Annotated in this window: 26 protein-coding genes and 1 tRNA gene; 23 read left to right on the top strand and 4 right to left on the bottom strand. The window is 68.8% G+C overall.

Going from position 1 to position 25,729, the window contains the following annotated elements; genetic code table 11:
- Positions 1-21 precede the first annotated feature (21 nt).
- The 5 genes from ABZ796_RS02785 (at position 22) to ABZ796_RS02765 (ending at position 3,855) form a co-directional block, all read left to right on the top strand.
- Positions 22-888, top strand: a complete 867-nt coding sequence (locus ABZ796_RS02785) for an alpha/beta fold hydrolase (RefSeq protein ID WP_357334449.1) — start codon at positions 22-24, stop codon at positions 886-888.
- Positions 885-1,820, top strand: coding sequence for a metal-dependent hydrolase (locus tag ABZ796_RS02780; protein ID WP_357334448.1), 936 nt, complete (start codon positions 885-887; stop codon positions 1,818-1,820). The genes ABZ796_RS02785 and ABZ796_RS02780 overlap by 4 nt, the downstream gene beginning before the upstream one ends.
- 79 nt (positions 1,821-1,899) lie before the next feature.
- Positions 1,900-2,976 (top strand): PDR/VanB family oxidoreductase, encoded by a 1,077-nt coding sequence (locus tag ABZ796_RS02775; RefSeq protein ID WP_357334446.1) that lies wholly within the window; start codon positions 1,900-1,902, stop codon positions 2,974-2,976.
- A gap of 70 nt (positions 2,977-3,046) precedes the next feature.
- The gene (locus ABZ796_RS02770) at positions 3,047-3,580 is read left to right on the top strand and encodes a GNAT family N-acetyltransferase (RefSeq protein ID WP_357334444.1); all 534 of its coding nucleotides are present in this window, start codon (positions 3,047-3,049) and stop codon (positions 3,578-3,580) included.
- A complete protein-coding gene (locus ABZ796_RS02765) occupies positions 3,577-3,855 on the top strand; it encodes a hypothetical protein (protein WP_357334442.1) in 279 nt (92 codons plus the stop codon). The genes ABZ796_RS02770 and ABZ796_RS02765 overlap by 4 nt, the downstream gene beginning before the upstream one ends.
- 6 nt (positions 3,856-3,861) lie before the next feature.
- On the opposite strand, the gene ABZ796_RS02760 is transcribed toward ABZ796_RS02765, so the two are convergent.
- The gene (locus tag ABZ796_RS02760) at positions 3,862-4,632 is read right to left on the bottom strand and encodes an IclR family transcriptional regulator (protein WP_357334440.1); all 771 of its coding nucleotides are present in this window, start codon (positions 4,630-4,632) and stop codon (positions 3,862-3,864) included.
- A 68-nt stretch (positions 4,633-4,700) separates the two neighbouring features.
- Here ABZ796_RS02760 and ABZ796_RS02755 point away from each other — a divergent pair, with 68 nt between their 5' ends.
- The 11 genes from ABZ796_RS02755 (at position 4,701) to ABZ796_RS02705 (ending at position 17,470) form a co-directional block, all read left to right on the top strand.
- Entirely contained in the window at positions 4,701-5,528 is an 828-nt protein-coding gene (locus tag ABZ796_RS02755) for a fumarylacetoacetate hydrolase family protein (RefSeq protein WP_357334438.1), read from the top strand.
- A gap of 11 nt (positions 5,529-5,539) precedes the next feature.
- On the top strand, positions 5,540-6,532 hold the full coding sequence (locus tag ABZ796_RS02750; RefSeq protein WP_357334437.1) for an acetaldehyde dehydrogenase (acetylating): 993 nt from the start codon (positions 5,540-5,542) through the stop codon (positions 6,530-6,532).
- Entirely contained in the window at positions 6,529-7,554 is a 1,026-nt protein-coding gene (gene dmpG / locus ABZ796_RS02745; protein ID WP_357334435.1) for a 4-hydroxy-2-oxovalerate aldolase, read from the top strand. Before ABZ796_RS02750 ends, dmpG begins: the two co-directional genes overlap by 4 nt.
- Positions 7,555-7,746: 192 nt before the next feature.
- Positions 7,747-7,989, top strand: coding sequence for a helix-turn-helix transcriptional regulator (locus ABZ796_RS02740; protein WP_357334433.1), 243 nt, complete (start codon positions 7,747-7,749; stop codon positions 7,987-7,989).
- Positions 7,973-9,217 (top strand): HipA domain-containing protein, encoded by a 1,245-nt coding sequence (locus ABZ796_RS02735; RefSeq protein WP_357334431.1) that lies wholly within the window; start codon positions 7,973-7,975, stop codon positions 9,215-9,217. The genes ABZ796_RS02740 and ABZ796_RS02735 overlap by 17 nt, the downstream gene beginning before the upstream one ends.
- 94 nt (positions 9,218-9,311) lie before the next feature.
- Positions 9,312-9,716, top strand: a complete 405-nt coding sequence (locus ABZ796_RS02730; RefSeq protein ID WP_357334430.1) for a DoxX family protein — start codon at positions 9,312-9,314, stop codon at positions 9,714-9,716.
- Positions 9,713-10,771, top strand: coding sequence for an L-glyceraldehyde 3-phosphate reductase (gene mgrA, locus ABZ796_RS02725; protein WP_357334428.1), 1,059 nt, complete (start codon positions 9,713-9,715; stop codon positions 10,769-10,771). The genes ABZ796_RS02730 and mgrA overlap by 4 nt, the downstream gene beginning before the upstream one ends.
- 38 nt (positions 10,772-10,809) lie before the next feature.
- On the top strand, positions 10,810-12,285 hold the full coding sequence (locus tag ABZ796_RS02720; protein WP_357334426.1) for an amidase: 1,476 nt from the start codon (positions 10,810-10,812) through the stop codon (positions 12,283-12,285).
- A 68-nt stretch (positions 12,286-12,353) separates the two neighbouring features.
- A complete protein-coding gene (locus tag ABZ796_RS02715) occupies positions 12,354-14,183 on the top strand; it encodes a serine hydrolase (RefSeq protein WP_357334425.1) in 1,830 nt (609 codons plus the stop codon).
- Between the two features lie 25 nt (positions 14,184-14,208).
- Entirely contained in the window at positions 14,209-15,528 is a 1,320-nt protein-coding gene (locus ABZ796_RS02710; protein WP_357334423.1) for a M20 family metallopeptidase, read from the top strand.
- 106 nt (positions 15,529-15,634) lie between these two features.
- Entirely contained in the window at positions 15,635-17,470 is a 1,836-nt protein-coding gene (locus ABZ796_RS02705; RefSeq protein ID WP_357334421.1) for a bifunctional metallophosphatase/5'-nucleotidase, read from the top strand.
- An 88-nt stretch (positions 17,471-17,558) separates the two neighbouring features.
- Here the strand turns inward: ABZ796_RS02705 and ABZ796_RS02700 are convergent, their stop codons facing one another.
- Entirely contained in the window at positions 17,559-19,031 is a 1,473-nt protein-coding gene (locus tag ABZ796_RS02700) for an MFS transporter (RefSeq protein ID WP_357334419.1), read from the bottom strand.
- Between the two features lie 83 nt (positions 19,032-19,114).
- Between ABZ796_RS02700 and ABZ796_RS02695 the strand changes: the two genes are divergently transcribed.
- Positions 19,115-19,588 (top strand): MarR family winged helix-turn-helix transcriptional regulator, encoded by a 474-nt coding sequence (locus ABZ796_RS02695; protein WP_357334418.1) that lies wholly within the window; start codon positions 19,115-19,117, stop codon positions 19,586-19,588.
- Here the strand turns inward: ABZ796_RS02695 and ABZ796_RS02690 are convergent.
- Entirely contained in the window at positions 19,564-20,277 is a 714-nt protein-coding gene (locus ABZ796_RS02690) for a TetR/AcrR family transcriptional regulator (RefSeq protein ID WP_357334416.1), read from the bottom strand. The genes ABZ796_RS02695 and ABZ796_RS02690 overlap by 25 nt on opposite strands.
- A gap of 147 nt (positions 20,278-20,424) precedes the next feature.
- Between ABZ796_RS02690 and ABZ796_RS02685 the strand changes: the two genes are divergently transcribed.
- The 6 genes from ABZ796_RS02685 to ABZ796_RS02660 all read left to right on the top strand — a co-directional run bounded on the left by ABZ796_RS02685 (position 20,425) and on the right by ABZ796_RS02660 (position 24,569).
- Complete coding sequence (locus ABZ796_RS02685) at positions 20,425-21,300, top strand: helix-turn-helix transcriptional regulator (protein ID WP_357334414.1); 876 nt, start codon at positions 20,425-20,427, stop codon at positions 21,298-21,300.
- Positions 21,301-21,582: 282 nt separating this feature from the next.
- Positions 21,583-21,658, top strand: a tRNA-Lys gene (locus ABZ796_RS02680).
- Between the two features lie 197 nt (positions 21,659-21,855).
- A complete protein-coding gene (locus ABZ796_RS02675) occupies positions 21,856-22,146 on the top strand; it encodes a hypothetical protein (RefSeq protein WP_357334413.1) in 291 nt (96 codons plus the stop codon).
- 677 nt (positions 22,147-22,823) lie between these two features.
- Positions 22,824-22,994, top strand: coding sequence for a hypothetical protein (locus ABZ796_RS02670; protein ID WP_357334411.1), 171 nt, complete (start codon positions 22,824-22,826; stop codon positions 22,992-22,994).
- 982 nt (positions 22,995-23,976) lie between these two features.
- Positions 23,977-24,180 (top strand): cold-shock protein, encoded by a 204-nt coding sequence (locus ABZ796_RS02665; RefSeq protein WP_045548871.1) that lies wholly within the window; start codon positions 23,977-23,979, stop codon positions 24,178-24,180.
- A 242-nt stretch (positions 24,181-24,422) separates the two neighbouring features.
- Positions 24,423-24,569, top strand: a complete 147-nt coding sequence (locus tag ABZ796_RS02660; protein ID WP_165111317.1) for a hypothetical protein — start codon at positions 24,423-24,425, stop codon at positions 24,567-24,569.
- A 7-nt stretch (positions 24,570-24,576) separates the two neighbouring features.
- Here the strand turns inward: ABZ796_RS02660 and ABZ796_RS02655 are convergent, their stop codons facing one another.
- On the bottom strand, positions 24,577-25,710 hold the full coding sequence (locus ABZ796_RS02655) for a hypothetical protein (RefSeq protein ID WP_357334409.1): 1,134 nt from the start codon (positions 25,708-25,710) through the stop codon (positions 24,577-24,579).
- Positions 25,711-25,729: the final 19 nt, after the last annotated feature.

Below are 25,729 nucleotides of genomic sequence, written 5' to 3'. Positions count from 1 at the left end.
CCTGCTATCGGAGGAGGACGCGTGAACGATCGCCGGCGAGTGAACCAGGTGACCGAGGTGACGAAGCGGCTGGTCGAGACCACCGATGGGCTGGATCTCGCGGTCTACGAGCGGGGGCCCGCCGATGCGCCGACGGTGGTGCTGGTTCACGGCTACCCCGACAACCACTCCGTCTGGGACGGGGTCGCACAGGTGCTCGCCGAGCGATTCCATGTCGTCGCCTATGACGTACGAGGCACGGGTGAGTCGGGGGTTCCCGACTCGACCGCCGGCTACCGTCTGGCGCAGCTCTCCGCGGACTTCCAGGCGGTCATCGACGCCGTCTCGCCCGATGCGCCGGTGCACGTCGCGGCGCACGACTGGGGCTCGATCCAGACCTGGGAGTCGGTGACCGACCCGGCCCTGGACAGCCGGATCGCGACGTACGTCTCGATCTCGGGGCCCGACCTCGGGATGGCGACCACGTGGCTGCGCGAGCGGGCGCACCTGGGGAGCTCGCTGCGGCAGCTGGCCCACTCCTGGTACGTCTTCGCCTTTCAGCTGCCGCTGCTGCCCGAGGCGATGGTGCGCTCGGGGCTGCTCGCCCGGTTCGTCGGTGGCGGGCCGCGGCCGACGAAGGACCAGGTCAACGGAGTCGAGCTCTACCGCGCCAACTTCCTCGGCAAGCTGCTCCGGCCGCAGCCGCGGTCGACGAAGGTGCCGGTGCTGGTGATCGCCCCGCGCGGCGACGACTACGTGACGGTGCCGCTGCAGACCGAGGCGCCCCGGGCGTACGCGACGTCGCTGGTCACCCAGGTCATCGACGGCGGACACTGGGTGGTGGCCGCCGAACCCGAGCTGGTCGCGGGCGAGATCGTGGCCTTCATCGAGAAGGAGGGTGTGCGATGAGCAGGACCAGCAGCGAGAGCAAGCGCGGGCACGAGCCGGCCAAGGTGGCTCTCCACCCGCGGAACGTGAAGTTCGACTGGAGCAGGCTGCCGCTGGTGTGGATCCCGGGCGAGGTCTTCGCCTCCCACTACGTCAACGTGCTGCACCTGCTGCTGCCCGAGGGCGAGCGGTGGTTCGTCAAGGTCTTCTCCGAGATCCTGCCGCTGATCGAGGACGACCAGCTGCGCGAGGACGTGATCGGCTTCATCGGGCAGGAGGGCGTGCACGCCGCCGCCCACCAGGAGGTGCAGGACTACTTCACCGACAACGGCCTCGACGTACGCCCGTTCGCGGCCGAGATCGAGGCGCTGTTCCGCAAGATCCTGGGCGACCGTGACCTGACCGGCCGGGCCAAGGAGGAGTGGCTGATCGAGCGTGCCGCGATCATCGCCGGCCTCGAGCACCTCACCGCCGTGCTCGGCAACTGGGTGCTCAACTCGCCCGCGCTCGACGCGGCCGGCGCCGACGAGACGATGCTCGATCTGCTGCGCTGGCACGGGGCGGAGGAGGTCGAGCACCGCAACGTGGCCTACGACGTCTTCCAGCACGTCGACGGGCGCTACCTGCGTCGGGTCCGCTCCTACCTGCTCGGCGGCACGGCGCTGCTCGTCCTGTGGTGGCGCGGCGCCGGCTACCTGATGAACAACGACCCGACCGAGCCCGATCCGGCGAAGCGGCCGAAGGCTGGGCTCTTCCAGCTGATCGACGCCGAGCGTCGTGGGCTGGTGCCGGGTGTCGTACGCATCGGGTGGGCGACGTGGAAGTTCTTCCTGCCGAACTACGACCCGTCCAAGGAGGGCTCGACCGCCCAGGCGGTGAGCTATCTGGCCAAGTCGCCCGCGGCGCTGCGGGCGGATGCCATCGCCGAGCAGCACGGCGCGGAGGGCAAGTGAGCGAGCGTCAGCGAGCGAACCAACAAGACATCACGCGCCCGCGTCCGTACCCTGGCGCTTGCGCTACGGAGGTGGGCGCGTGACCAAGCCTGCGCGCTACACCGTCCCCGACATCCCGGACTCACGGCTCTACCGAGGCTTCGAGGCGATCGTCGGGGGTTACTGGACCAAGGCCGCCTACCGCTCCTGGCGGCGCCGGAGGCCGCTCGGGCGGATCGACCGCGATCTGCACGTACGCGTCAGCCGGATCGACGAGGAGGGCCTCGACGTCAGGGCGATCTGGTTCGAGCGTGAGGACGGCAGCGACCTGCCGGCCTGGGACCCGGGGGCGCACGTCGACGTCGTGCTGCCCAGCGGGCGGCTGCGGCAGTACTCGCTCAACTCCGATCCCGACGACCTCTCCGCCTACCGGATCAGCGTGCGGCGGATCGAGCCGACCGCGGGCGGAGGCGGTGGGTCGGTGGAGGCGCACTACCTCTCCGTCGGTGACCGGCTCGTCCTGAAGGGGCCGCGCAACGCGTTCCCGTTCGTCGACTCGCCGGCCGGCTACCTCTTCGTCGCCGGCGGCATCGGGATCACCCCGATCCTGCCGATGCTGCGCGACGTGGTGCGGCGGGGCGTGCCGTACGAGTTCGTCTACACGGGTCGCTCGCGCGAGACGATGCCGTTCCTGGCGGAGATCCGGGAGATCGTCGGGGACCACGAGGTCCAGCTGTGGCCGGACGACGAGATGGGCGTGCCCGATGCGGCCAAGATCATCTCGATGGCGCCCGAGGGTGCCGCGCTCTACTGCTGCGGGCCGATGCCGATGATCGACGCGATCCGCGCGCAGATCCCCGACCCGCTCATCGATACGCTCCACTACGAGCGGTTCTCGCCGCCGCCGGTGCTCGGCGGCCGCCCGTTCCGGGTACGCCTCGGCGACTCCGACGTCGAGGTGGAGGTGGGCGCGGAGGAGTCGGCGCTGACCGCGGTCCGCCGGGTGCGGCCGGCCCAGGCGTACTCGTGTCAGCAGGGCTTCTGTGGCACCTGCCGGGTCCGGATCCTGGAGGGCGAGGTCGAGCACCGTGATCACGCGCTGGCCGACTACGAACGTGACGGCCACATGATCCTGTGCGTCTCGCGCGCGAAGGGGACCGTGGTGATCGACGGCTGATCTGGGTACGACGGGGAGTGGATCGGGATAACGGTTTGCTCGGTCGACCGCCGGCTGATGTTCTTGCGATATGACTGGCCTCGCTGCTCCCACCATCGATCTCTACGACTCCTGGGCGGCGTGCGTCGCCGAGTTCGGCGGGGCTCACCTCGACGGCGCCGGGATCCCCGACGAGGAGGCCGCCGACGTGAGCCGGGAGGCGTGCGAGCGGCTCGTCGCCAAGGCGGCGCGGGAGCGGGACCTCGCGGTCCCGCCGCCCGCGGGGCGGGTGCACGCCTCGTCCTTCTGGATCACCGACGACGGTGAGGTCGTCGGGTTCATCCAGCTGCGGCACGCGCTCAACGAGTTCCTGGAGAACGTCGGTGGGCACATCGGCTACTCGGTGAAGCCCTCCGCCCGTCGCCAGGGGCACGCCCGGCGAGCGCTCGGCCTGGTGCTCGACGAGGCCCGCGGGCTAGGACTGGAGCGCGTCCTGATCACGTGCGACGAGGACAACGCCGCCTCTGCTCGCACCATCGAGTCCCAGGGTGGCGAGCTCCAGGACGTCATCGACGCGGCTGCCTACGGCTACGGCCCCACCCGGCGCTACTGGGTCAAGCTGTGACGGAGGACGGTGTCGCGACCGAGGGCGAGCTGGAGTGGGCGCTGGCCGGTGACTCTGCCGCGCCCACCGAGCTGGTCGAGGAGGTGCTGACCGGTCTGCGCACCGCCGGGCGTACGCCCGAGGTGGACGTCGAGGTGCTGCGAGCCGCGGCCTTCCGGCTCGTGTCCGAGGACAGGCTCGACGAGGTCGGGCGGGCCTGGCTGGAGCTCCTCGACGCGGTCCGGGCGCACCCGGACGCCCGGTTGGCCGACCTGCCTCCGGCGCGCACCGATTGACCAGCCTCAGTTGGACAGGGAGCGGCGGCGGCTCGCCAGGCTGGAGAGGCCCTGGGCCGCGGCCCGGACGAGGGTCACATGGGCCTCGGGCCGGAAGCGGCCGACCGGGCCGGTGACGCTGATCGCGGCCAGCGCCTTGTCGCCGCCCTCGGCCAGGACCGGAGCCGCGATGCACTGCAGCCCGACGGCCGACTCCTCGCGCTCGAAGGCGACGCCGTTCTCGAGCACGGCAGCGAGCTGCCTCTCCAGCAGGCCGGGCGCGACGATCGTGTGAGGGGTACGTCGTTCGAGGGGGCTGCTGAGAATCTCCTGCTGTGCCTCGGGGTCGGCGTAGGCGAGCAGAACCTTGCCGATCGCGGTGCAGTGGACGGGCATCCGGCCGCCCGCCCGGGAGGGCGACTTCGCCTGCCGATGGCCGCCGATCTTGGCGACGTAGACGACGTCGTGACCCTCGCGTACGCCCAGGTGGACGGTCTCGTGGGTGCGCTCGTAGAGGTCCTGGAGGAACGGCATCGCCAGCTCCAGGAGCGAGCGCTCGACCGAGGCCCGCATGCCGAGCTCGAAGAGACCGCCGGAGAGGCGGTAGCCGAGGTTGGTGCGGTCCAGGAGGCGGTTGGTGACCAGGTCGCCGGCGACGCGGTGCGCGGTCGCCTTGGGAAGTCCGGTGCGGCGGACGAGCTCGGCCAGCGAGAGCACCTGGTCGTCGACCGTGAAGGCACGCAGGATGGTCACCGCCTTGCCGAGCACGGTGTCGAGGTCGGCAGGCTGGTGCGGCATGAGATCACCGTACCGGTCAGCGGGACGCGCACGCTGGTGCCGGGGCCGTCTGCTGAGACCGTGGTCGCATGAACGAAGTGACCTCCTCGCCCGCTGTCGCCGATGGCGCTGACGGTGACGCCGCCGTCGCGGCCGCTGCCGACAGGCTGCTGACCGCAGCCGCCACGGGCATCCCTGTGCCGCCGATGCGGGACCTGCTCGATGCGACCGATCTGGCGACCGCGTACGCGATCCAGGAGCGGCTCACCGCCGCCCGCGTGGCCGGTGGCGCCACGATCGTGGGCCGCAAGATCGGGCTCACCTCCAAGGCGGTGCAGGAGCAGATCGGCGTGGACACCCCGGACTTCGGCGTGCTCTTCGACGACATGGCGTACGCCGACGGGGGCACGCTCCCCGCCGAGGCGATCCTGCAGCCGCGGGCCGAGGCCGAGATCGCCTTCGTCCTCGCGGACGATCTGGCCGACGGTGACCTCTCCTACGACCAGGTGCGCGAGGCCATCGACTACGCCGTCGCCGCCATCGAGATCTGCGGCAGCCGCATCGCCGACTGGAAGATCGCCTTCGGCGACACGGTCGCGGACAACGCCTCCGCGGGGGCGTACGTCCTCGGCACCGAGCGCCGGCGGCTCGACGAGTTCGAGCCGCGCGAGGTGACCATGTCGATGTCGATCGACGACGAGGAGGTCTCGACCGGCACCGGCGCCGCCTGCCTGGGCGACCCGGTCAACGCGGTCCAGTGGCTGGCTCGCTGTGCCCGTGACTTCGGTGAGCCGCTGCGTGCCGGCCAGCTCATCCTCTCCGGCGCGCTCGGCCCGATGCGGCCTATCGCCCCGGGCAACACCGTTCGTTCCACCGTGTCGGGCCTCGGCTCGGTGACCTTCAGCGTAGGGAAGTGAGGTTCATGCCAGTGGGAAGCACAGCCAAGACGAAAGTGGCGATCATCGGGTCGGGCAACATTGGCACCGACCTGATGATCAAGGTGATGCGTACCTCGCAGCATCTGGAGATGGGCGCGATGGTCGGGATCGACCCGGCCTCCGACGGCCTGGCCCGCGCCGAGCGTCTCGGGTTCGCGACGACATCGGACGGCGTCGAGGGGCTGATCGCCCTGCCGGGGTTCGACGACATCGAGATCGTCTTCGACGCGACCTCGGCCAAGGCGCATGTCGCCAACGCGGCCGCGCTGGAGCCCTACGGGAAGCGGCTGATCGACCTCACCCCCGCGGCGATCGGGCCGTACGTCATCCCGGCCGTCAACATCGACGAGCACATCGACGCTCCGAACGTGAACATGGTGACCTGCGGCGGGCAGGCGACGATCCCGATCGTCGCCGCGGTCGCGCGGGTGGTGCCGGTCGCCTACGGCGAGATCGTCGCCTCGATCTCCTCGCGCTCCGCCGGTCCCGGCACCCGGGCCAACATCGACGAGTTCACCGAGACCACCTCGGGCGCGATCGTGCAGGTCGGCGGCGCCAAGCGCGGCAAGGCGATCATCATCCTCAACCCGGCCGAGCCGCCGCTGATCATGCGCGACACGGTGTATGCCCTGGTCGAGGGCGGGTCGCGGTCCCTCGAGGAGCTGACTGCGGAGATCACCGAGTCGGTCGAGAAGATGGTCGGTGACGTCTCCGCGTACGTCCCCGGCTACCGCCTCAAGCAGAAGGTCCAGGTGCAGGAGATCCCCGACGACCAGCCGGTGGAGACGCTGCTCGCCTCGGCCGACGACGCCCGGCCCACGCATCAGGTGTCGGTGTTCCTCGAGGTCGAGGGCGCTGCGCACTACCTCCCGGCGTACGCGGGGAACCTCGACATCATGACCTCGGCCGCGCTGCAGATGGCCGAGCACGTTGCGGTAGCGACCAAACAGCAGAGCGCTTCGTCCAAGGAGGCCGCGCGATGAGCACTCCCATCTATGTCCAAGAGGTCTCGCTGCGCGACGGCATGCACGCCGTACGTCACCGGATCACGCCCGAGGACGTCAAGCGGATCGTGGTCGCCGCCGACGAGGCCGGCGTCGACGCCATCGAGGTCGCCCACGGCGACGGCCTGACCGGCGGCTCGGTCAACTACGGCCCCGGCTCCAACTCCGACTGGGAGTGGATCGAGGCGGCCGCCTCGGTCATCAAGAACGCCCGGTTGACCACCCTGTTGCTCCCCGGCGTCGGCACCATCCACGACCTGAAGCGGGCCTACGACCTCGGCGTACGGTCCGTGCGCGTCGCGACGCACTGCACCGAGGCCGACGTCTCGGCCCAGCACATCGCCGCCGCGCGGGAGATGGGCATGGACGTCTCGGGCTTCCTGATGCTCTCGCACATGGCCCCGCCCGAGCAGCTCGCTGAGCAGGCGAAGCTGATGGAGTCCTATGGCGCGCACTGCGTCTATGTCACCGACTCCGGCGGCCGGCTGACGATGAACGACGTACGCGACCGGGTCCGCGCCTACCGATCCGTGCTCGACGACGCGACCGAGATCGGCATCCACGCCCACGAGAACCTCTCGCTCTCGGTGGCCAACTCGGTCGTCGCGGTCGAGAACGGCGTCTACCGGGTGGACGCGTCCCTGGCCGGTCATGGCGCCGGTGCCGGCAACTGCCCGATCGAGGCGTTCATCGCGGTCGCCAACCTGTCGGACTTCAAGCACAACTGCGACCTGTTCAAGCTCCAGGACGCGGCCGACGACATCGTCCGTCCCCTCCAGGACCGCCCCGTCCGCGTCGACCGCGAGACGCTGACGATGGGCTACGCCGGCGTCTACTCGTCCTTCCTCCGGCACGCCGAGAACGCGAGCGCTCGCTATGGCGTCGACACCCGCGACATCCTCATGGAGTGCGGCCGCCGGGGTCTGGTCGGCGGCCAGGAAGACATGATCGTCGACATCTGCCTCACGAAGCTTGAAGAGCGCGAGGCCGCCGGCGCCTGACCGGACGGTTGACTCGAAGGTCGCAGTCACCTGGTGGCTGCGACCTTCGAGCTTGTCGCGAATGCAGACGGCTCGATGCCTGCGCCGAGACCGATCTTCCCGCCGCATCGCGAAATCCCGATACCGTTGCGCTATCGCGATTTCGCGATACTCTGGTTGTATCGTGGAATCGCGATAGAAGGAGCGAGTGAGATGAGTCGTGCGCGATTGCGGGCGCCCGCGGACTTCGGGCTGGCGATTCAGCAGGCCAGGCTGGCCAGCGGCATGACGCAGACGGATCTGGCGGCTGCGGTCGGCGTGCCGCAGAGCACGGTCAGCGACGTCGAATCGGGCAAGTCGACGATCTACGTACGCCGCCTGCTCGACATGATGCGTGCGACAGGAGTCGAGCTGACCGCGACCTGGGAGGACGAGCGCGATGCGTCTGGCGGTTGAGCTCTACGGCACGGTCATCGGCGAGCTGACCGGCCAGCCTGCGACGTACGACTTCATCCCGAGCAGTGACGGAGTCGATCGCTTCGGCGCGAACAGCTCCGTGCTCTCGGTGGCGGTTCCGCTGGTCGTCGTGTCGCGCAAGCATCAGGCCTCACGGCGCCGCAACTGGTTCGCTGAGCTGTTGCCCGAGGGCGACCAGTACGACTACATGCTGCGTCAGGCGGGGCTGCGGCGCGGGGACACCTTGGGGTTCCTCGCTCGCTATGGTCGTGATGTCGCGGGAGCGCTCCAGATCTGGGATCTCGACGACCCGACGGAGCCGAAGACGCCGTCGCTTCGACCCGTCGACGATGCCGGAGTCCGACAACTGCTCGAGGACCCGGTCGGTGCGCCGCTGGCCAACGAGTCGTTGCTCGGGAAGTCGTCTCTCGCGGGCGTGCAGCCGAAGGTCGTTCTCGTTCGTCAGGACGGCGGGTGGGCGCGGGCGCTGGGTGGTCATCCGACGACCCACATCCTCAAGCCGCGGCTGGAGCGGCGTCCGAGCGTGATCTTCGACGAGGAGTACGGCGCCCGCATCTCGCGAGCGCTCGGGCTGGCCCGTCACGACGTCTGGATCGACGACTTCGACGGTCTGCCGACACTGATCATCGAGCGCTTCGACCGCTCGGCCGCCGGACGGATCCATCAGGAGGACTTCAGCCAGGCGCTGGGAGCATCGGGGGATCAGAAGTATCAGGAGTACGGCGGTCTGGTGAGCCTGCGTCGTATCGCCGACACGCTCCAGCGGACCACGCAGTCGGCTGACATGGTGACTCTCGCGCGGATGGTCGTGCTCGCGGTCGCCGTGGGCAACCTCGACATGCACGCCAAGAACCTCGGTATCCTCCACCCGCTCGACGACGAGCCTCGCCTTGCGCCCGCCTACGACGTAGTGCCTCAGACCCACATCGCCGACATCGACGGGAAGATGGCTCTCGCTGTCGACGGGACCTACCGCCACGCCGGTCTCACGACGGCTGATCTGGTCGCCGAGATCACGAAGTGGGGCGTACGTCGTGCCGACTCGATCGTGGCCGACTGCCTGGCGGACATTGCGGAAGTGGTCGGGAAAGAGGACCCGCTGCAGGGCGCGCACCCGGGGCTCCAGCAAGACATCGCAACCTTCGTACGAAATCTCCGTACCGGCGATCCAGTTGGTCGACCCGCAAGTTCTGGGGCGGTGTCCTGAGCTTGTCGAAGGGTCGCTGGGTGACTTCGGAACTCCCGGTCCAGCCTGGCTATCGGGCCGCGCGCGGCAACCAGCGACGTGAAAGAGTCGGGGCGTGCGTACGAAATCGTCTCTCGACCTGCCGCTCGCCGGCCTCGCCGCTCTGTTCCTGGGGTCGGGGACCCTGCACCTGGTGAGGCCGCAGGTCTTCGAGCCGATCGTGCCGCCGCAGCTGCCGGAGGCGCGCAAGGTGGTGGAGATCTCCGGGGTCGCGGAGATCGTCTGCGGGCTGGGGCTGCTGCACCCCAGGACCCGCCGGATCGCGGGGCTCGCCAGTGCTGCGCTGCTGGTCGGGGTCTTCCCGGCCAACGTGCAGATGAGCGTCGACGCAGGGAAGCGGGCGAACCGGAAGCGGACCGCGAAGTCGGCCGGATTCTTCGCGGGCACCGTCGCACGGCTGCCGCTCCAGTGGCCGATGATCAAGGTGGCGCTGCGCGCCGGAAAGAGGACCGACGCATGACGTACGTTCCTGCGGAGTCCCGCTACGAGGCGATGCAGTACCGGCGGACCGGGCACAGCGGACTGGACCTGCCGGCGGTCAGCCTCGGGCTGTGGCACAACTTCGGCGACGACCTGGCGTTCGAGCGGCAGCGGGCGATCCTGCGGACGGCCTTCGACGCGGGCATCACCCACTTCGACCTGGCCAACAACTACGGCCCGCCCTACGGCTCCGCCGAGGAGAACTTCGGCCGCCACCTGCGCGGCGACTTCGCCGGACTGCGGGACGAGCTGGTGATCTCGACCAAGGCCGGCTGGGACATGTGGCCGGGGCCGTACGGCAAGATCGGCGGCTCTCGGAAGTATCTGATCTCCAGCCTCGACCAGTCGCTGAAGCGGATGGGGCTCGACTACGTCGACATCTACTACCACCACCGCCCCGACCCCAGCACGCCGCTGGCGGAGACGATGGGCGCCCTCGACCAGATCGTGCGGTCCGGGAAGGCGCTCTACGTCGGGCTGAGCTCCTACTCCTCGGCGCTGACCCGAGAGGCGGCCGCGATCCTGCGCGACCTCGGCACCCCGCTGCTGATCCACCAGCCGTCCTACTCCATCCTCAACCGCTGGCTCGAGACCGACGGCCTGCTGGACACGCTCGACGAGGTCGGGGCGGGTGCCATCTCGTTCTCGCCGTTGGCGCAGGGTCTGCTGACGAACAAGTACCTCGGCGGCAGGGTCCCCGAGGACTCCCGTGCCGCCAAGGCACGGTTCCTGACCCCGGAGGCACTCACGCCCGAGACGCTGGCCGGCCTCGAGTCGCTCAACGCCCTCGCCGCCGACCGCGGCCAGAGCCTCGCCCAGATGGCGCTCGCCTGGGCGCTGCGCGATCCACGGATGACCTCGGTCGTCATCGGCGCCTCCCGCCCCGAGCAGGTCACCGACTGCCTCGGCGCGCTCTCCGGTCCCGAGCTCACCACCGAGGAGCTGGCCAGGATCGACGAGTACGCCGCCTCCACCGGCATCGACCTGTGGAAGCGCGACCGGGTCGAGGGCGACTACCGAGAGATCTTCAACTGAGGCCTCCGCACCGGCGCGATCACCGCTAGCCTGCGCTCATGCGGGTCGATGAGTATCTGACGTACGACGCCACCGGGCTGGCGAAGCTGGTCGCTGACCACGAGGTGACCGCGGCCGAGGTCCTGGCCGCGGCACGGGAACGGGCAGCGGCGGTGAATCCGCGGATCAACGCGATCGTCGCGGACATCCCCGAGGCCGACGCCCAGGTCGCCGGCGACGGCCCCAGCGGGCCGTTCGCCGGCGTGCCGTTCCTGGTGAAGGACCTGGCCCAGGAGTACCAGGGGCACCCGACGACCTACGGCTCGCGGTCGCTCGTCGACGACGTCGCCGACGAGCACTCCTACTTCACCCGGAGCGCCCTCGATGCCGGCCTGGTGATCTTCGGCAAGACGAACACCCCGGAGTTCGGGTCGAAGGGGATCACCGAGCCGGAGCTGTTCGGCGCCGCGCGCAACCCGTGGAACACCGACCACACGCCCGGCGGCTCCTCAGGTGGCTCCGGGGCGGCAGTGGGCGCCGGGATCGTCCCGGCCGCCGGTGCCAACGACGGTGGCGGGTCGATCCGGATCCCGGCGGCCTGCAACGGCCTGGTCGGGCTGAAGACCACCCGCGGACTGCTGCCGCTGGGCCCGCAGAGCCTGGATGCCTCCAACGGCTTCGTCGTCCAGGGCGTGGTGACCCGCACGGTGCGCGACGCGGCCGGGCTCTACGACGCACTCGTCGGTGACCAGCCGCTGGCGATGATCCACGCTCCGCGCCCCGGTGCCGCCTTCTCCGAGGCGATCGCGACCGCGCCGCGCAAGCTGCGGGTCGGGTTCACCTCGACCTCCTCGATCACCGCGCCAGATCCGGAGGCGATCGCGGCCGTCGAGGATGCGGCCAAGGCCCTCGAAGCGCTCGGCCACGACGTCGAGGAGGTGGAGGCGCCCTACGACGCCGCCGAGCTCGGCCGCGACTTCCTCACCATCTGGTTCGCCTCGGCGGCCGCCGAGGTTGCCGAGGCGAAGCTCCGGGTGGGAGCCACCGACAAGGACTTCGAGGCCGACACCCTGGCCGTGGCCGAGCTCGGCCGCGCCGGGGGAGTGGTCGCCGTCGAGCTCGCGCACATCAACCGCCGCAACCATGTACGCCGCCTGAGCGAGTTCCACGAGACGTACGACCTGCTGCTCACCCCGACGCTGGCGAAGCCGCCGCTGAAGGTCGGGCAGCTGACCACGCCCAAGGCTCTGCAGACCGCGGCGCGCGTGCTTCACAAGGTGCACGGCGGGCGGATCATGCGGGCGACCGGGATGATCGACCAGCTGGTCGACGAGAACCTCGGCTGGGTGCCCTACACCCAGCTCGCCAACATCACCGGGCGCCCGGCGATCTCGGTGCCGACCTACCGGACCGCCGCCGGACTGCCGCTGGGCATCCAGCTCTCCGGCCAGCTCGGTGACGACGCGCTGCTGCTGCAGGTCGCTGCTCAGCTGGAGCAGGCGAAGCCGTGGGCGGAGCACTGGCCGACGCTCTGAGCTCGGAGGCATGAAAGAAAATTTCCTTTCACTGCACGAAGCCGGTGCCGGAGCGGCAGTATCGAGGTATGACTCCGTCCTCGGACATGCTCATCACCTCTCGGCGCACCCTTCTCGGCAGCACCCTGGGTGGGGTCGCGATGACTCTCCTGGGTGGCGGTGCCGCGGTGGCCACGACGCCGGAGGACCCGACGAGGTCGGCCCGGCGGACGCTCGCCTCCCTGGCCGGGCAGCCGCCGATGATCACGCCCGACGAGCTCACCTTCACCCCGCGCACCGTCCTGCGGCCCGGCCACGCCCGCCAGGTCGGCCTCGACCCGGCGCCGATCGCGAGGATCCGCAGCGAGCTGACCCGGTTCCTCGAGCCGACGACGGACAACCCCGCCCACCCCCTGTACGCAGGCGCCACCGCGATCGCGGTCAAGGACGGCGTCATCGTGGCCCACGAGAGCGTGGGCAAGGCGCTCCGCTACGGCCTCGACGGAACCACCGTCGTCGAGCTCCCCGCGGAGCGGCAGGTCGCGGCCGGGCTGGAGACGATGTGGGACATCGCCTCGATGTCCAAGCTCTTCACCACGACCGCGATCCTCCAGCTGATGGAGCAGGGCAGCCTCGACCTCGAGGCCCCCGTCGTCTTCTACCTGCCCGAGTTCGCGCCGCACGGCAAGGGCGCGATCCTCGTGCGCCACCTCCTCACCCACGTCTCCGGCCTGCTCGCCGGCCCCTCTCCCTCGCTGTGGGCGGGCTACGACACCTACCCGGAGCGGGTCGCGGCGATCATGGACACGACGCCGACCCACGCCCCCGAGCAGATCTACCGCTACTCCGACATCAACCTGATCACCCTCGGGCTGCTGGTCGAGCGGCTCTCGGGCAAGAAGCTCGACGTCTACGTCCGCGACCACATCACCGAGCCGCTCGGGATGCGCGACACCATGTACAACCCGCCCGCCGACCGCCTCGACCGTGTCGCCGCCACCGAGTACCAGCCGTGGGCCGGCCGACCGATGATCCGCGGCGAGGTGCATGACGAGAACGCCTGGGCGCTCGATGGCGTCGCCGGTCACGCGGGTGTCTTCTCGACCGCGGCCGACATGGCGAGGTTCGGCCAGATGTACCTCAACGGCGGCGTCTACAACGGCACCAGGATCCTGAAGGAGGACACGGTCAGGCTCTCGCTGTACGACTACACCGGGGCCCGGTTCACCAGCTCCCGTGGCCTCGGCTGGGAGCTCGCCACGACCTGGTACCACGGCCCGATCTGGTCCCCGGTCTCCTTCGGTCACACCGGTTACACCGGCACCAGTATCGTGATGGACCCGATCGGTCACCAGCTCGTCGTGCTCATGACCAACCGTGTCCACCCCAGCCGCGACTGGGGCAGCAACAACCCCTCCCGTCGTGCCGTCTCCGACGCGCTGGGCATGGCCTCGGCGGTGCGGCCGGCGAAGGGGCGTACGTCGTGGTTCTCGGGTCGCACGAACGCCAAGAAGGCGACCCTCGACGTGCCGCTGCCGACCACCGACAACGCGACGGTCCGCTTCGACTACTGGTTCGACACCGAGCCGCGCTACGACGTCGGTCGGCTGCAGCACTCCACCGACGGCACCACCTTCAGCCCCCTGCCCTGGACGCTCGAGGGTGGCGACTGGAGCTGGGAGACCAGCGAGGCGGTCAATGGCTACGGTGGCCGCCGCTGGCTGCGCGGACGTGCCGAGCTGCCCGCGGGCACGACCACGGTCCGGTGGATCTACGAGACGGACTCGACCTCCCAGGGCCGCGGGATCTACGTCGACGGCATCGTGGTCAGCCAGGGACGGCGTACGGTGTTCGACTCCTCCCGGCCCGCCGACGAGGCACGTATCGTCGCCGACGGCTGGGTCCTCAGCGACAGGTGACAAGGCACCGATAGCCTCTGGCGGCATGACCCAGCCGCAGCAGCCGAACCCGTTCCTGGTCAACCAGCTTCGCGACGAGACGGACGCCAAGGCTCTTGTCACGAAGGCCGTCGAGACCGATGCCGCGGGAGCTCCGCGCGGCATCCTCGACGCGATCCGCGACAAGCTCGCCGACCTCGGCCCGGAGCTGGTCGCGGTCTCCCACGACCTCGCCGAGCACCCGGAGACCGGCTTCGAGGAGCACCGCAGCTCGGCCGGGCTGGCGGAGTTCGTCGAGGCTCACGGCATCGAGGTGGCCCGGGGCGCCTACGGCCTCCCGACCGCCCTCTACGCCTCGGCGGGTGGCACCAAGGACGGTCCGACGATCGCCGTGCTCTCCGAGTACGACGCGCTCCCCGGCATCGGTCACGGCTGCGGCCACAACCTGATCGCCACGGTAGGCGTCGGCGCGTTCCTGGCGATCGCGAGCGTGATCGAGCGCCTCGGCGGCCGGGCGATCTGGCTCGGCACCCCGGCCGAGGAAGGCGGTGGTGGTAAGGAGCTGATGGCGCAGAAGGGCGCCTTCGACGGCATCGACGCGGCGATCATGGTCCACCCGTTCACTTACGACAACTCCGAGCCCGTCTTCCTCGGCCGCAGGCAGCTGAAGGTGACGTACGTCGGGGTGCCGGCGCACGCCTCGATCCAGCCGTTCATGGGTCGCAACGCCCTGGACGCGGCCAACCTGCTCTACACCGGCGTCGCGCTCAATCGGCAGCAGATGCCGCCGACCGACCGGGTGCACGCGATCATCACCGACGGCGGCCTGCGCCCCAACGTGATCCCGGAGCACGCCACGGTCGAGTTCTACGTACGCTCCGCCTACCCCGAGACGCTCAAGATCCTCTCCCAACGGCTGGAGGAGATGGCGATGGGCGCGGCGCTGATGACGGGCTGCGGGGTCGAGTTCACCTGGGACGAGTCGCCCGTCTACCTGCCGATCCGCAACAACAGCGGGCTGGCGCAGGCCTGGAACCGCCGCTACCAGGAGCGCAACCACACCGTCCTGGCGCCCGGTGTCGTCCCGGACCTGCTCGCCGGGTCCACCGACTTCGGCAACGTCTCCTTCCGGGTCCCCGGTCTGCACGCGATGGTCAAGATCGCCGAGCCCGACGTATCGCTGCACAGCCGCGAGTTCGCCGCTGCCGCGGTCACGCCGTACGCCGACGGGGTGCTCGTCGACGCCGCCTACGGTCTGGCCGGGGTGGCGGCTGACTACCTCTCCGACGCGAAGCTGCGCGAGACGGTCCGCGAGGAGTTCGAGGAGGCCGGTGGAACGGTGGATGTTACCGAATTTTTCGGCTGATTAACGGTTGATGACGATTCGGCAGCGGTAATCCGATTACCTCTTCACAAGAAGAACCCGAAGGGGCATTGTTCCCTTCGTCGATCACTGAGATGGGGAGCCCGCAATGCCTCGTAACACCCGCAAGCTTCGCCCCGTTGTGGCCGTTGCCGCCGTCGCTCTCGCGGCCGCCGCAGTCGCCAACCCGGTCGCGAACTCCGCCTCGGCCAAGCCAGGCAAGCACCTGGTCGATGTCCAGCTGCTCTCGTTCAACGACTTCCACGGCAACCTCGAGGCGCCGTCGGGTTCGAGCGGGCGCCTGGTCACCGGCCACCACATCGACCCGGCCACCGGTGCGCCGGTCGACGAGACCGTCAACGTCGGTGGCGTGGAGTACCTCGCCTCCCACCTGGCCGAGGCCCGCAAGGGCCACGACCGGTCCCTGACCGTCGCCGCGGGCGACCTCATCGGGGCCTCGCCGCTGCTCTCGGCCGCCTTCCACGACGAGCCGTCCATCGAGGCGCTCAACAAGCTCGGCCTAGACGTGACCGCGGTCGGCAACCACGAGTTCGACGAGGGCTACAGGGAGCTGCAGCGCATCGCCGACGGCGGCTGCATCGAGGACGGCGACGGCGAGAACAACCAGAACTCCTGCGCCGCCCACGAGTACACGGGCGCCGACTTCGACATCCTCGCCTCCAACGTGGTCGAGGATGCGAGCGGCAAGACGATCCTGCCGTCCTACGCGATCAAGGAGGTCGACGGCGTCAAGATCGGCTTCATCGGCATGACCCTGGAGGGCACTCCCGACATCGTCACCGCCGAGGGGGTCAAGGGCCTCACCTTCAAGGACGAGGTCGAGACCGCCAACGCGCTCGTGCCCAAGCTGAAGAAGAAGGGCGTCAAGGCGATCGTCACCCTGATCCACGAGGGTGCCAACCTGCCGAAGGAGAAGTGGACCGACCCGGCCACCGGCAAGGTCTACGACGTCAACGCCCGCTACGACTACACCTGCGAGGGCGGCGGTGAGCTGGTCGCCGGCTCGCCGATCGTGCCGATCGCGCAGAACCTCGACCCCGAGATCGACATGCTGGTCACCGGCCACACCCACAACCCCTACGTCTGCGACGTACCCGACCCCGACGGCAAGTCCCGCCTGGTCACCTCGGCCTCGTCCTTCGGTCGGCTCTACACCGAGACCAACCTGAAGTACGACCTCAAGAAGCGCGACATCGTCCGCTCCTCGGTCAAGGGGTCGAACCTGCTCGTCACCCGTGACGTGGCCAAGGCCCCGGAGCAGACCACGCTGATCAACACCTACAAGGAGCTGGTCACCCCGATCGCCTCCCGGGTGCTCGGTTCGATCTCCGGTGACGTCACCCGCACCACCAACGCCTCCGGCGAGAGCGCCCTCGGTGACCTCATCGCCGACGCCCAGCTCGCTGACCCGTCGACGATCGTCAACGGTCAGACGCCGGTGATCGCGTTCATGAACCCGGGTGGCATCCGTGCCGACCTGACCGCGGCCAACTCGCCCTACGGGGAGGCCGTCGGTGACGTCACCTACGACGAGGCGTTCACGGTCCAGCCGTTCAACAACTACCTGGTCTCGCTGACCATGACCGGCCAGGACATCTACGACCTGCTCACCCAGCAGGTCACCGGCGCCAACGCCGCGTCCCACAAGATCCTGCAGGTCTCGAAGGGCTTCTCCTACCAGATCAGCCCCTCGGGTCCCGTCGATGGCTCGGTCACGCTCAACGGCCAGCCGATCGACAAGGCCGCGTCCTACCGGGTCGTGACCAACAACTTCCTGCAGGGCGGCGGCGACGCCTTCGCAGCCTTCACCAAGGGCACCGACCCCTACTACGGCGGCCTCGACATCGATGCCTTCGCCGCCTACCTGGAGACCAGCTCGCCCTACACCCCGGGCGCGCTCGACCGCATCACCGGCACCCACTGAGAGAAACCTTTCTTTCGTACGCAGCGGGCCCGACCAGCTCTGAGCTGGTCGGGCCCGTTCGTCGTCTCGAGGTCCGGATGTTCGGTGCTCAGTGGGCTCCGGCGAGTGCCGCGCTCTCCGCGGCGTCGTCGTTGGTGGCCTTCTGGGGCCTCGGGATGAGGAGCACGATCAACGCCCCGACCCCGGCCGCGAGCGCCCCGATCACGAAGCAGAGCTGGAACGCGTCCGCGGTCGGGATCTCCGGCGCGCCGGGCGCGAGGACCGTGGTCCGACTGGTCAGCACGATCGCCATGACCGCGCCGGCGACCGTGGTGCCCATGGAGCGCATCAGGCTGTTCAGCCCCACGCTCGCGGCGGCCTCGGCGGCCGGGACGTTGCAGAGGATGAGCGTGGGCATCGCGGCGTACCCGATCCCGACGCCCGCCGAGGCGACGCAGGAGGCGAGCATGAGCTGCCAGGGTGCGTCCATCAGGAAGACCGCGACGACGTAGCCGGCAGCCAGGACGACCGCGCCGATCGCCATCGTGCCACGGCCGCCGAGGCGGGTCAGCAGCCGCGAGGAGACCGGGGTGAAGAGCATCATCATCAGCCCGGCCGGCGCCATCCACATGCCGGCCTGGAAGATCGTCTGGCCTAGGCCGTAGCCCGTGGCCTCGGGCATCTGGAGCAGCTGCGGGACCACGATCGACTGCGCCATCATGCCGAAGCCGATCAGGACGGCAGCGATGTTGGTGAGCAGCACCGGTCTGCGTGCGGTGGTGCGCAGGTCGACGAGCGGGTCGTCGTGGCGCAGCTCGTACCAGCCCCAGAGCAGCAGGATCGCGACGCCGCCGACGATCATGCCGAGTGTCTCCGGCTCGCCCCAGCCCCAGTCGTTGCCCTTGGAGACGCCGACCAGCACGCCGACGAGGCCGGCCGCGAGCCCGAGCGCACCGACGATGTCGAGACGCCCCGGATGCGCGTCGCGTACGTGCGGGACGACGGCCGCGGTCAGCACGGTGACGGCGAGAGCCAGGCCGGCGGAGACCCAGAAGAGGGTGTGCCAGTCGAAGTCCTGGGCGATCCAGGCGGCCAGCGGAAGGCCGAGCGCACCGCCGACCCCGAGGGTGGCGCTGACGCCCGCGACCGCGGTGTTGCGCAGGTGTTCGGGCGCGATCTCGCGAACGAGGCTGATCGCGACCGGGATGTAGCCCATCGCCATGCCCTGGAGCACGCGGCCGACCAGGACCGGGCCGACGGCGTCGGAGAGTGCCACGATGACGGAGCCGAGCACGAGCACGACGCCGGAGATCACCAGCACCGGCTTCTTGCCGTAGAGGTCGGCGAGGCGGCCGGTGACGGGCATCGTCACACCGGCGCCGAGCAGCGTGGCCGTGACCACCCAGGAGGCCGTGCTGGCCGTGGTGGAGAGCAGCTCGGGGAGCTCGCTCTGGATCGGGATCACCAGTGACTGCATCAGCGCGGCGCAGAGGCTGCCGAAGCAGAGCACCAGGATGACGGCCACGGCGCCACCCGTCGAGCGCGCGGTCGGCTCGCGGGTGGTGGAGGGGGAGGAACTCAAGACGCACCTCTGATGTGTAATCTACATATTGACGTGTGTATGCTACACATCGTGAGGTTCGAACGACAATGCCTGGAGATGTGATGCCGTCCACAAAGCCCTCCTCCGAGGACCCTCTCTTCAAGCGGATCAGCCCGGACCTGTCCGCCGATCGTCGCGTGGCCTCGCTGGTCGGCCGGCTCGAGGTGCACCGCCGTCTCGCCGAGGACCGCAGTGCGCTCAGCCAGGCCGACGGCCGTCTGCTCTGGTTTCTCTCCGACGGCCGGCCGCGCACGCTGCGGGAGATCGCCGACGGCCTCAACCTCGAGCAGTCGACCGTGAACCGCCAGGTGAACGCGGCGCTCTCGGCGGGCCACCTGCGCCGGTTCGCCGAACCGGGACGCTCGGCGCGGCTGATCGAGCCGACCGAGGAAGGCCTCGCGGTCTACGAGGCGGCCTCGGCCCGAGCGCTGGGCGCCTACGCGGAGGGGCTGGCCGCTCTCGGGGATGAGTCCGGGAAGTTCCTCGAGCTGCTCGAGCGGTTCGTGGGTGCCTATGGCGAGGCCGTGCGGGAGTGAGGCTCGGCCGGTAGTCCGTCGACGAGATTCGCCGCGGCCGAGGCTGCCGGAGCGATCCGACTGTCGGGGACTCCGCAGGCGCGAAGGCAGGTCGAGGCGATGATGCCGGCGGTGGCGTCGTCGATCGGCATGCCGCTGCCGCGGAGGGTGGTGGTGACCTCGACAAGATGCATGAGCATCTCGCCGAGGTGCCTCGGCTCGGCTGTCGTGGCGATGCCGGGCGCTGCGGCCCGGGTGGCGATCCGCCCGTAGGCCTCCGCGAGCTCGGCGCGAGTGCTCCGAAAGGCGTCGAACGCCTCGCTGCTCGTCACATCGGGGTGGGTGGCCAGCATGCCGACGTTGTCCGGGGCCTCGGCGAGCGTGTGGACGTCGACGAGGGCCAACAGGTAGAGCGCGGTCTCCGGGCTCGCGGAGGCGGTCAGCCGCTCGATCTCGTCGATCCGATCGACGGTGGGGCGGACGGATCGCTCCAGGAGCTCGGCGAGGATCTCGTCCTTGCCGGTGAAGTGGTAGTAGAGCGATGCCTGCCTGATTCCGACCTTATCGGCGATCTCTCGTGTGGACGTGGCTGCGAAGCCTTTGGTCACGAACAGCTGCGCCGCGGCATGGAGCACCTGCTCGCGGGGTGGGGCGGCCGTGCTCGAGGGGACGAGGCGCGGTCGTCCGGGGTGGGTTCGTCGGATGCTCATCGAGGCCCTGCCTTCCTGTCGACGTCGACCCCGGATCCAGTAGAGCATAATATTTTGATCCTGCCAATCATGATGTGCATCTGGACGTACCGTATGCCCATCGGGCACGATGGTGGCTCGTCGAATCCGTCGAAGGAGGCTCTAGCCGTGTCCCGCCCAAGCCGTCGAGCCCGTGAGGCGCTGACCGAGGCGCTCCGGGAGGCCCGTCGCGCCGCCGGCCTGACCGGAGCCGGCCTGGCGGACGCCCTGGGCTCAGGCTGGTCCCAGCCGAAGGTGTCGAAGATCGAGTCGGGCCGGCAGTCGATCTCCGAGGCCGAGGTCCGTGCCTGGGCCGCCGCGGTGGGGGCCGACCGGGAGATGCTGCTCGCGCTGCGCGCCCGCGCCGACCAGGAGCACGCGGCGTTCCGCGACGCCCATCCGACCGGCGGTGGTGCCGAGCAGCACCAGGATGCGTACGCAGCGACCGAGGTGGCCGCCAAGGTCCTGACCAGCTACCAGCCGCACAGCGTCCCCGAGCTGTTGCAGACCCCCGACTATGCGCGTGCTCTGCTGGCGCTGGCAGGTGGTTCGCGGGACCGGGACGCCGTTGCCGAGGACCCGTCCCACGTGATCGCCGCGAGGCTGCGTCGCTCGGCGATCCTCTACGAGGCCGGCCGCACGATCACCATCCTGGTCGGCGAGGCGGCCCTCCGTCACCTGGTGGGCTCGCCCGACATCATGCGTGCCCAGATCGACCACATCGCCCATCTGGCGACCACGACTCAGGCGACCATCGGCATCGTCGGTTTCGAGAGCTTCCCCGTCCTGGTCCAGCACGGCTGGGACCAGCGCGACCGGATCGTCACCCTCGAGACCAGCGCCGGCGACCTCGAGATTGCCGATCCGGTCGAGGTCGCCCGCTACGAGCGCTGGACGCAGCTCCTGCTCGAGCATGCGCTGACGGGCGCGGCTGCCGCGGAGAGATGCGCGCGGATCATCAGCGAGCGTGGACGGCCCACCGCATCGCCGGGCGACCACGAATAGGAGATGGCGGCTGCTCCGGTAGACTCCCGGCGGGCCGTTAGCTCAGTTGGTAGAGCAGTGGACTTTAATCCTCGCTATGCGGCACCGCGGGTCACGCAGGCACGGCGCCGGTTCGACCTATTCGAGCAGGTCAAGGGGTCTTTGATTCTGTCCGGTTCGCACTGGTGTTCGGCGGGCGGCTACGAGTGTTTGTCCCCTATTTCTCCCCTGAGGATGGATCGTTCGGCTCGCTCCGATGACCTGGCTTTGGCCAGGATCTGACGGGTGCGGCAGACTGTCCCCGGGCCGTTAGCTCAGTTGGTAGAGCAAGTGACTTTTAATCATTGGGTCGTCGGTTCGAGCCCGACACGGCCTACCAGCGTCCAAGGCTCCGAGTGCACGGTGTGCAGCTCGGGGCCTTGGACATTTGGGGAGTTCACTTCTCGTCGTTGAGGGCATCCTCAATGCGCTTCATCGCCGGCGGGACCCTGGCCATCTACGGCGTGCGCGTAGACCTTGAGGAGTGCGTCGACGCCGTGTCCGGCCCACACCTTGGTTCGGTGAGAGGATCGAGCCATGATCGAGGATTTTGACGAGCGTAGGGTGGTGACCGACTCTGCGGTCGCCACCTTCTGGGTTGAGTTGACCCACCATTTCGACGACGTCATGTCGACGGTTGAAAGCACCGTCCATCACGATGCCGCCTTCCCGGCGGTCGTCGCCTGGGCAAGCGATCAGGTTGCGAAAGCTGCTACGACGGGCCGTACGCGCGCCCGGATCCACCTGCTGCTCGATCAGCAACAGTGCCTTGTCGAGCTCACCAACAGCCGCGAACGCTTGCACGGCTTGCTCCTCCTGGAACTTTGAGTCGAGCTTGCCAGTGTGTCGACAGGTGTCTCGGGGCCTTGGACATTTGGGGAGTTCACTTCTCGTCGTTGAGGGCATCCTCGATGCGCTTCATCGCGGCGGGACCCTGGCCATCTACGGCGTGCGCGTAGACCTTGAGGAGTACCTCGACGCCGTGTCCGGCCCATTGGGCGACCAGGGTTGGCGGGGCTCCGGCGGCGAGCCAGGTCGATACGGCGGCGTGGCGCAGATCGTAGGGTCGTTGAGCCAGGGGTGATTTTCTGTTCGGCCTCGGTGAATGCTGCCTCACGGGCGGCCTTGAATGCCCGCTCGACTGCAGCGAGCGGAACGGGGCGGGAGAGGCTTGCGGGCATCGGACCCCCGAACTTGCCGACGCGGCTGACGAACAGCCAGCCTCCCGGGCCGGTCTCGAACCGTTCGAGGTGGTCGCGTAGCAGCTTCACAAGTGGCGGCACGAGCGGCACTGGCCGAGTCGCGGTCGTAACCCGATGCTTCAGCCCGCGTTCTTCGCCGAGCTTGCCGTTATCGGTCCACGCCTTGCCTGGCCTGCGGTCTCTCGCTCACAATCCGGCGTGGTCAGACGAAGGACTCTACGCCTTCGTCCTTGGCCTGCGACGTCTCCACGAGCTGCACCCAGAGCGCGTAGCGCTGCCCCACTTCGAGATTGGAATCACCCAGTGACGACCGCCACCGGCAACGCGTACGACGACGGCGCAGAGCGCCGCGGCTGGCTCATCGGCCACTTCATCGACTCTGAGGACAGCCCACTTCACTCGACCGACGTTGAGATCAAGTGGGGCACCCATCAGGCGGGGGAGGAGCGCCACGAGTGGACTGTCGCAGAGTAGGAGGTCCGCACAACCATGGTCATGCTCTTGCGTGGCCACTTCGCTGTACGCCTCCCTGACGGCGATCAGGAGATGAAGCGAGAAGGTGATTTCGTCGTCTTCGGTCCTGGCACGTCTCACTCATGGCAGGCGTTCGATGACTCGATTGTGCTGACGGTGCGGTGGCCATCCGTTGTTGAACCCAGTGCCCCATCGAGTAATCAGGATCTAACCGCGGTGGCCGAAGGTGCACTAGGAACCCTAGGCGCGGGAGCTGCCAATGTTCTCCGTCGGTTCAAGGGTGGCCACTACGTGACGACTGATGAGATGTACGACCTTCTTACGAACTCGGCCTTCGCCCCAAGGTCGGGTGCCGACGCCGAGCGCGCCGATGCCCTTAATCAGTTGCAGCAGGAGGCTCGGAGTATGTCGAGGGACGAGTGGGCCGATCGCCTTGCGGAGGATTCCGAGTAGCTGCCACTCGGCATGGGCAAGGGCTTAGGGAAGCGAATCGCGCGGATCGTCCCCTATCTCTCCCCTGATGTGGAGGTCCAGTCGCGTTTGGACTGGTCAGAGTGTGGCGAGCGGTCCACTTTTAATCCATGGGTCGTCGGTTCGAGACCGACACGGCCTACCAGATCAGACCCTCGCCCGGGCCGGGCGAGGGTCTTCTGCTTCCGGAGACCCGGTCCGGAAACCGCCCGTGTACGTCCCGCTGAGCGGCCGTTTCACCGCTCTGTGGGGCAACCTTCACCGCTTCGCACGTAAAACGATCGGTCAAGGGGGGTTCGCTCAGGCGCGTGAGTTGCTAGTGTCACTCCCGCAACAGGTGCAAGTTCCAGAAGGTCTGACGCCTGCGGAGTTTGTGATCCAACGGCGTTTCTGCTCTGTGCCCGCCCGGACCCCGGTCCGGGAACACAGGTCGGAGCGACGTGTCACCCGCCCCTGATGCGGGGCTACCGAACCTGGTGGCCTCTCGCCCCGACTAAGGAGTAACGAGCAGATGGCTCAGGGCACCGTTAAGTGGTTCAACGCCGAGAAGGGCTTCGGCTTCATTGCGCAGGAGGACGGCGGCGACGACGTCTTCGTTCACTACTCTGCGATCCAGACCAACGGCTACAAGTCGCTGGACGAGAACCAGAAGGTCGAGTTCGACGTCACCCAGGGTCCGAAGGGCCCGCAGGCGGAGAACGTTCGTCCTCTCTGAAATAAGGCTCTTCATGAGTAGCTAAGGCGATCTCGGGTTCGGCACCTGCCGACAATGATCATCTGCAACGAGGCCCCAGCCGTTCGGCTGGGGCCTCGTGGTCTGATTGGAGCCCTCTCGGGCTCCTGTGTCACGCTTGATGTGACAACTTTTGATGGTTCTTGGTGGATCAGCGCGCGGATCCACCAAGACTGGGCGATGATGTGAAGACGAGCTTTGAGTGGACGTGAGGAGGCGGTGGCGTGGCTGATCAGTTCGATGTGACGCTGGAAGATCCCGAGCTGCTCCTCGAGGTCGAGCTCACGACCAATCTCATCGTCGCCGCCAGCGAGTCCGAGGATCACCTCTCCCAGGAGGAGATCGACCGGATCCTCGGCATCATCCCCTGAGGACGCGTCAGCAGGTCGCGAAGAGCAGCGGCCCGTTCGCGAGGTCGGAGAGCACCGCGGTGCCGTCCTTCGGCTGCAGCTGCATGGTGACGACCTCGTCCTCGGCCGCGACCTTTCCGAGCTCGAACCGCTCGTCGAACGTGCCGCCCTGACCGGGCGCCGGGCCGACGGCGAGCTTGGCCCGGGTGTCGGCGTTCGTACGCGCCTGGTCGTCGTTCTCGAACGACATCGCCACACGTACGTCCCCGTTCGGCTCCGCCGCCATGGCGAAGCCCGCGATCGGGTTGATGTCGCCGGCGGCGTCGACGAGACCGTCGGCCTGGTCCTGGTCGGCGGCCGAGGCGCCGCCCAGGCCGATCTCGGTGCAGGTGAAGTCGCCGTCGTAGACGAACGCCGAGAGCGGGTCGCCGAGCCGGTCGGCGGCGTCCGTCATCGGCTCGTGCAGGTCACCGTCGCCGAGGTTCTCGACCTGATCGCTCAGATATCGCCGGCCGTCCGAGGCCAGGATGAGGTCGTGCTCGGGCAGGAAGGAGATGTAGGTGAGCTGCGGGCTGATCGTCGAGTCGATCCCGGAGTCGGTGAAGGTGGAGAACGGGACCAGGCTGCCGTCCCACACGCCGCCGTCCGCAGGGTCGTCCTCGGGGGCGGTGAACCCCATCGAGGTGAGCTGGTCGACGAGGTGGTCGGCGTCCATGTCCTCGAGGTGCCCGACCATGAGCGCTCCCTCGGTCGACTGGGTGTAGAGCTCCCAGTCGAGGGTCGCGGGCGACCAGCCGAAGTGCTGCTGCAGGAGCCCCGAGGCGTCCGGCAGCACCGAGGTCGAGGTGAGGTCCTTCGTGTAGGCCTCGTCGATCATCTCGTGCACCTCCTCCGGGGTGGAGTCGGCATCGAGGTCGGCGCCGGTGCTCTCGCGAATTCCCGTCCAGTCGGTGAAGGAGACCCGCGTCGCCTCGGCGGGGGCCAGCCGCAGCGCCTCGTCGAGGTCGCCGCCGCGGGTCGCCCAGGCGCGGGCGAGGAAGATGACGAGCGCAACGACGACGACGCCCACCGCGATGGTCGACAAGGGGTGGGCGCGTAGGACTCGGGATGATCGGTCGACCCACATCCTGGGGCCGCCGAGAAGCTGCGGGGTGCGGAACATCCCGACGAACCTTAGACGA

The organism is Nocardioides sp. NPDC047086, assembly GCF_040643685.1.
In the GTDB taxonomy this organism is placed as follows: Bacteria; Actinomycetota; Actinomycetes; order Propionibacteriales; family Nocardioidaceae; genus Nocardioides.
This window is presented reverse-complemented; position numbering and strand designations above follow the sequence as displayed.

Excerpts from the sequence above, each read along its gene's own strand:
- ABZ796_RS02780 (WP_357334448.1), top strand. The coding sequence starts at position 885 with ATGAGCAGGACCAGCAGCGAGAGCAAGCGCGGGCACGAGCCGGCCAAG.
- ABZ796_RS02770 (WP_357334444.1), top strand. The coding sequence starts at position 3,047 with ATGACTGGCCTCGCTGCTCCCACCATCGATCTCTACGACTCCTGGGCG.
- ABZ796_RS02760 (WP_357334440.1), bottom strand. The coding sequence starts at position 4,632 with ATGCCGCACCAGCCTGCCGACCTCGACACCGTGCTCGGCAAGGCGGTG.
- ABZ796_RS02755 (WP_357334438.1), top strand. The coding sequence starts at position 4,701 with ATGAACGAAGTGACCTCCTCGCCCGCTGTCGCCGATGGCGCTGACGGT.
- dmpG (WP_357334435.1), top strand. The coding sequence starts at position 6,529 with ATGAGCACTCCCATCTATGTCCAAGAGGTCTCGCTGCGCGACGGCATG.
- ABZ796_RS02740 (WP_357334433.1), top strand. The coding sequence starts at position 7,747 with ATGAGTCGTGCGCGATTGCGGGCGCCCGCGGACTTCGGGCTGGCGATT.
- ABZ796_RS02735 (WP_357334431.1), top strand. The coding sequence starts at position 7,973 with ATGCGTCTGGCGGTTGAGCTCTACGGCACGGTCATCGGCGAGCTGACC.
- mgrA (WP_357334428.1), top strand. The coding sequence starts at position 9,713 with ATGACGTACGTTCCTGCGGAGTCCCGCTACGAGGCGATGCAGTACCGG.
- ABZ796_RS02720 (WP_357334426.1), top strand. The coding sequence starts at position 10,810 with ATGCGGGTCGATGAGTATCTGACGTACGACGCCACCGGGCTGGCGAAG.
- ABZ796_RS02715 (WP_357334425.1), top strand. The coding sequence starts at position 12,354 with ATGACTCCGTCCTCGGACATGCTCATCACCTCTCGGCGCACCCTTCTC.
- ABZ796_RS02710 (WP_357334423.1), top strand. The coding sequence starts at position 14,209 with ATGACCCAGCCGCAGCAGCCGAACCCGTTCCTGGTCAACCAGCTTCGC.
- ABZ796_RS02705 (WP_357334421.1), top strand. The coding sequence starts at position 15,635 with ATGCCTCGTAACACCCGCAAGCTTCGCCCCGTTGTGGCCGTTGCCGCC.
- ABZ796_RS02695 (WP_357334418.1), top strand. The coding sequence starts at position 19,115 with ATGCCGTCCACAAAGCCCTCCTCCGAGGACCCTCTCTTCAAGCGGATC.
- ABZ796_RS02690 (WP_357334416.1), bottom strand. The coding sequence starts at position 20,277 with ATGAGCATCCGACGAACCCACCCCGGACGACCGCGCCTCGTCCCCTCG.
- ABZ796_RS02675 (WP_357334413.1), top strand. The coding sequence starts at position 21,856 with ATGATCGAGGATTTTGACGAGCGTAGGGTGGTGACCGACTCTGCGGTC.
- ABZ796_RS02665 (WP_045548871.1), top strand. The coding sequence starts at position 23,977 with ATGGCTCAGGGCACCGTTAAGTGGTTCAACGCCGAGAAGGGCTTCGGC.
- ABZ796_RS02655 (WP_357334409.1), bottom strand. The coding sequence starts at position 25,710 with ATGTTCCGCACCCCGCAGCTTCTCGGCGGCCCCAGGATGTGGGTCGAC.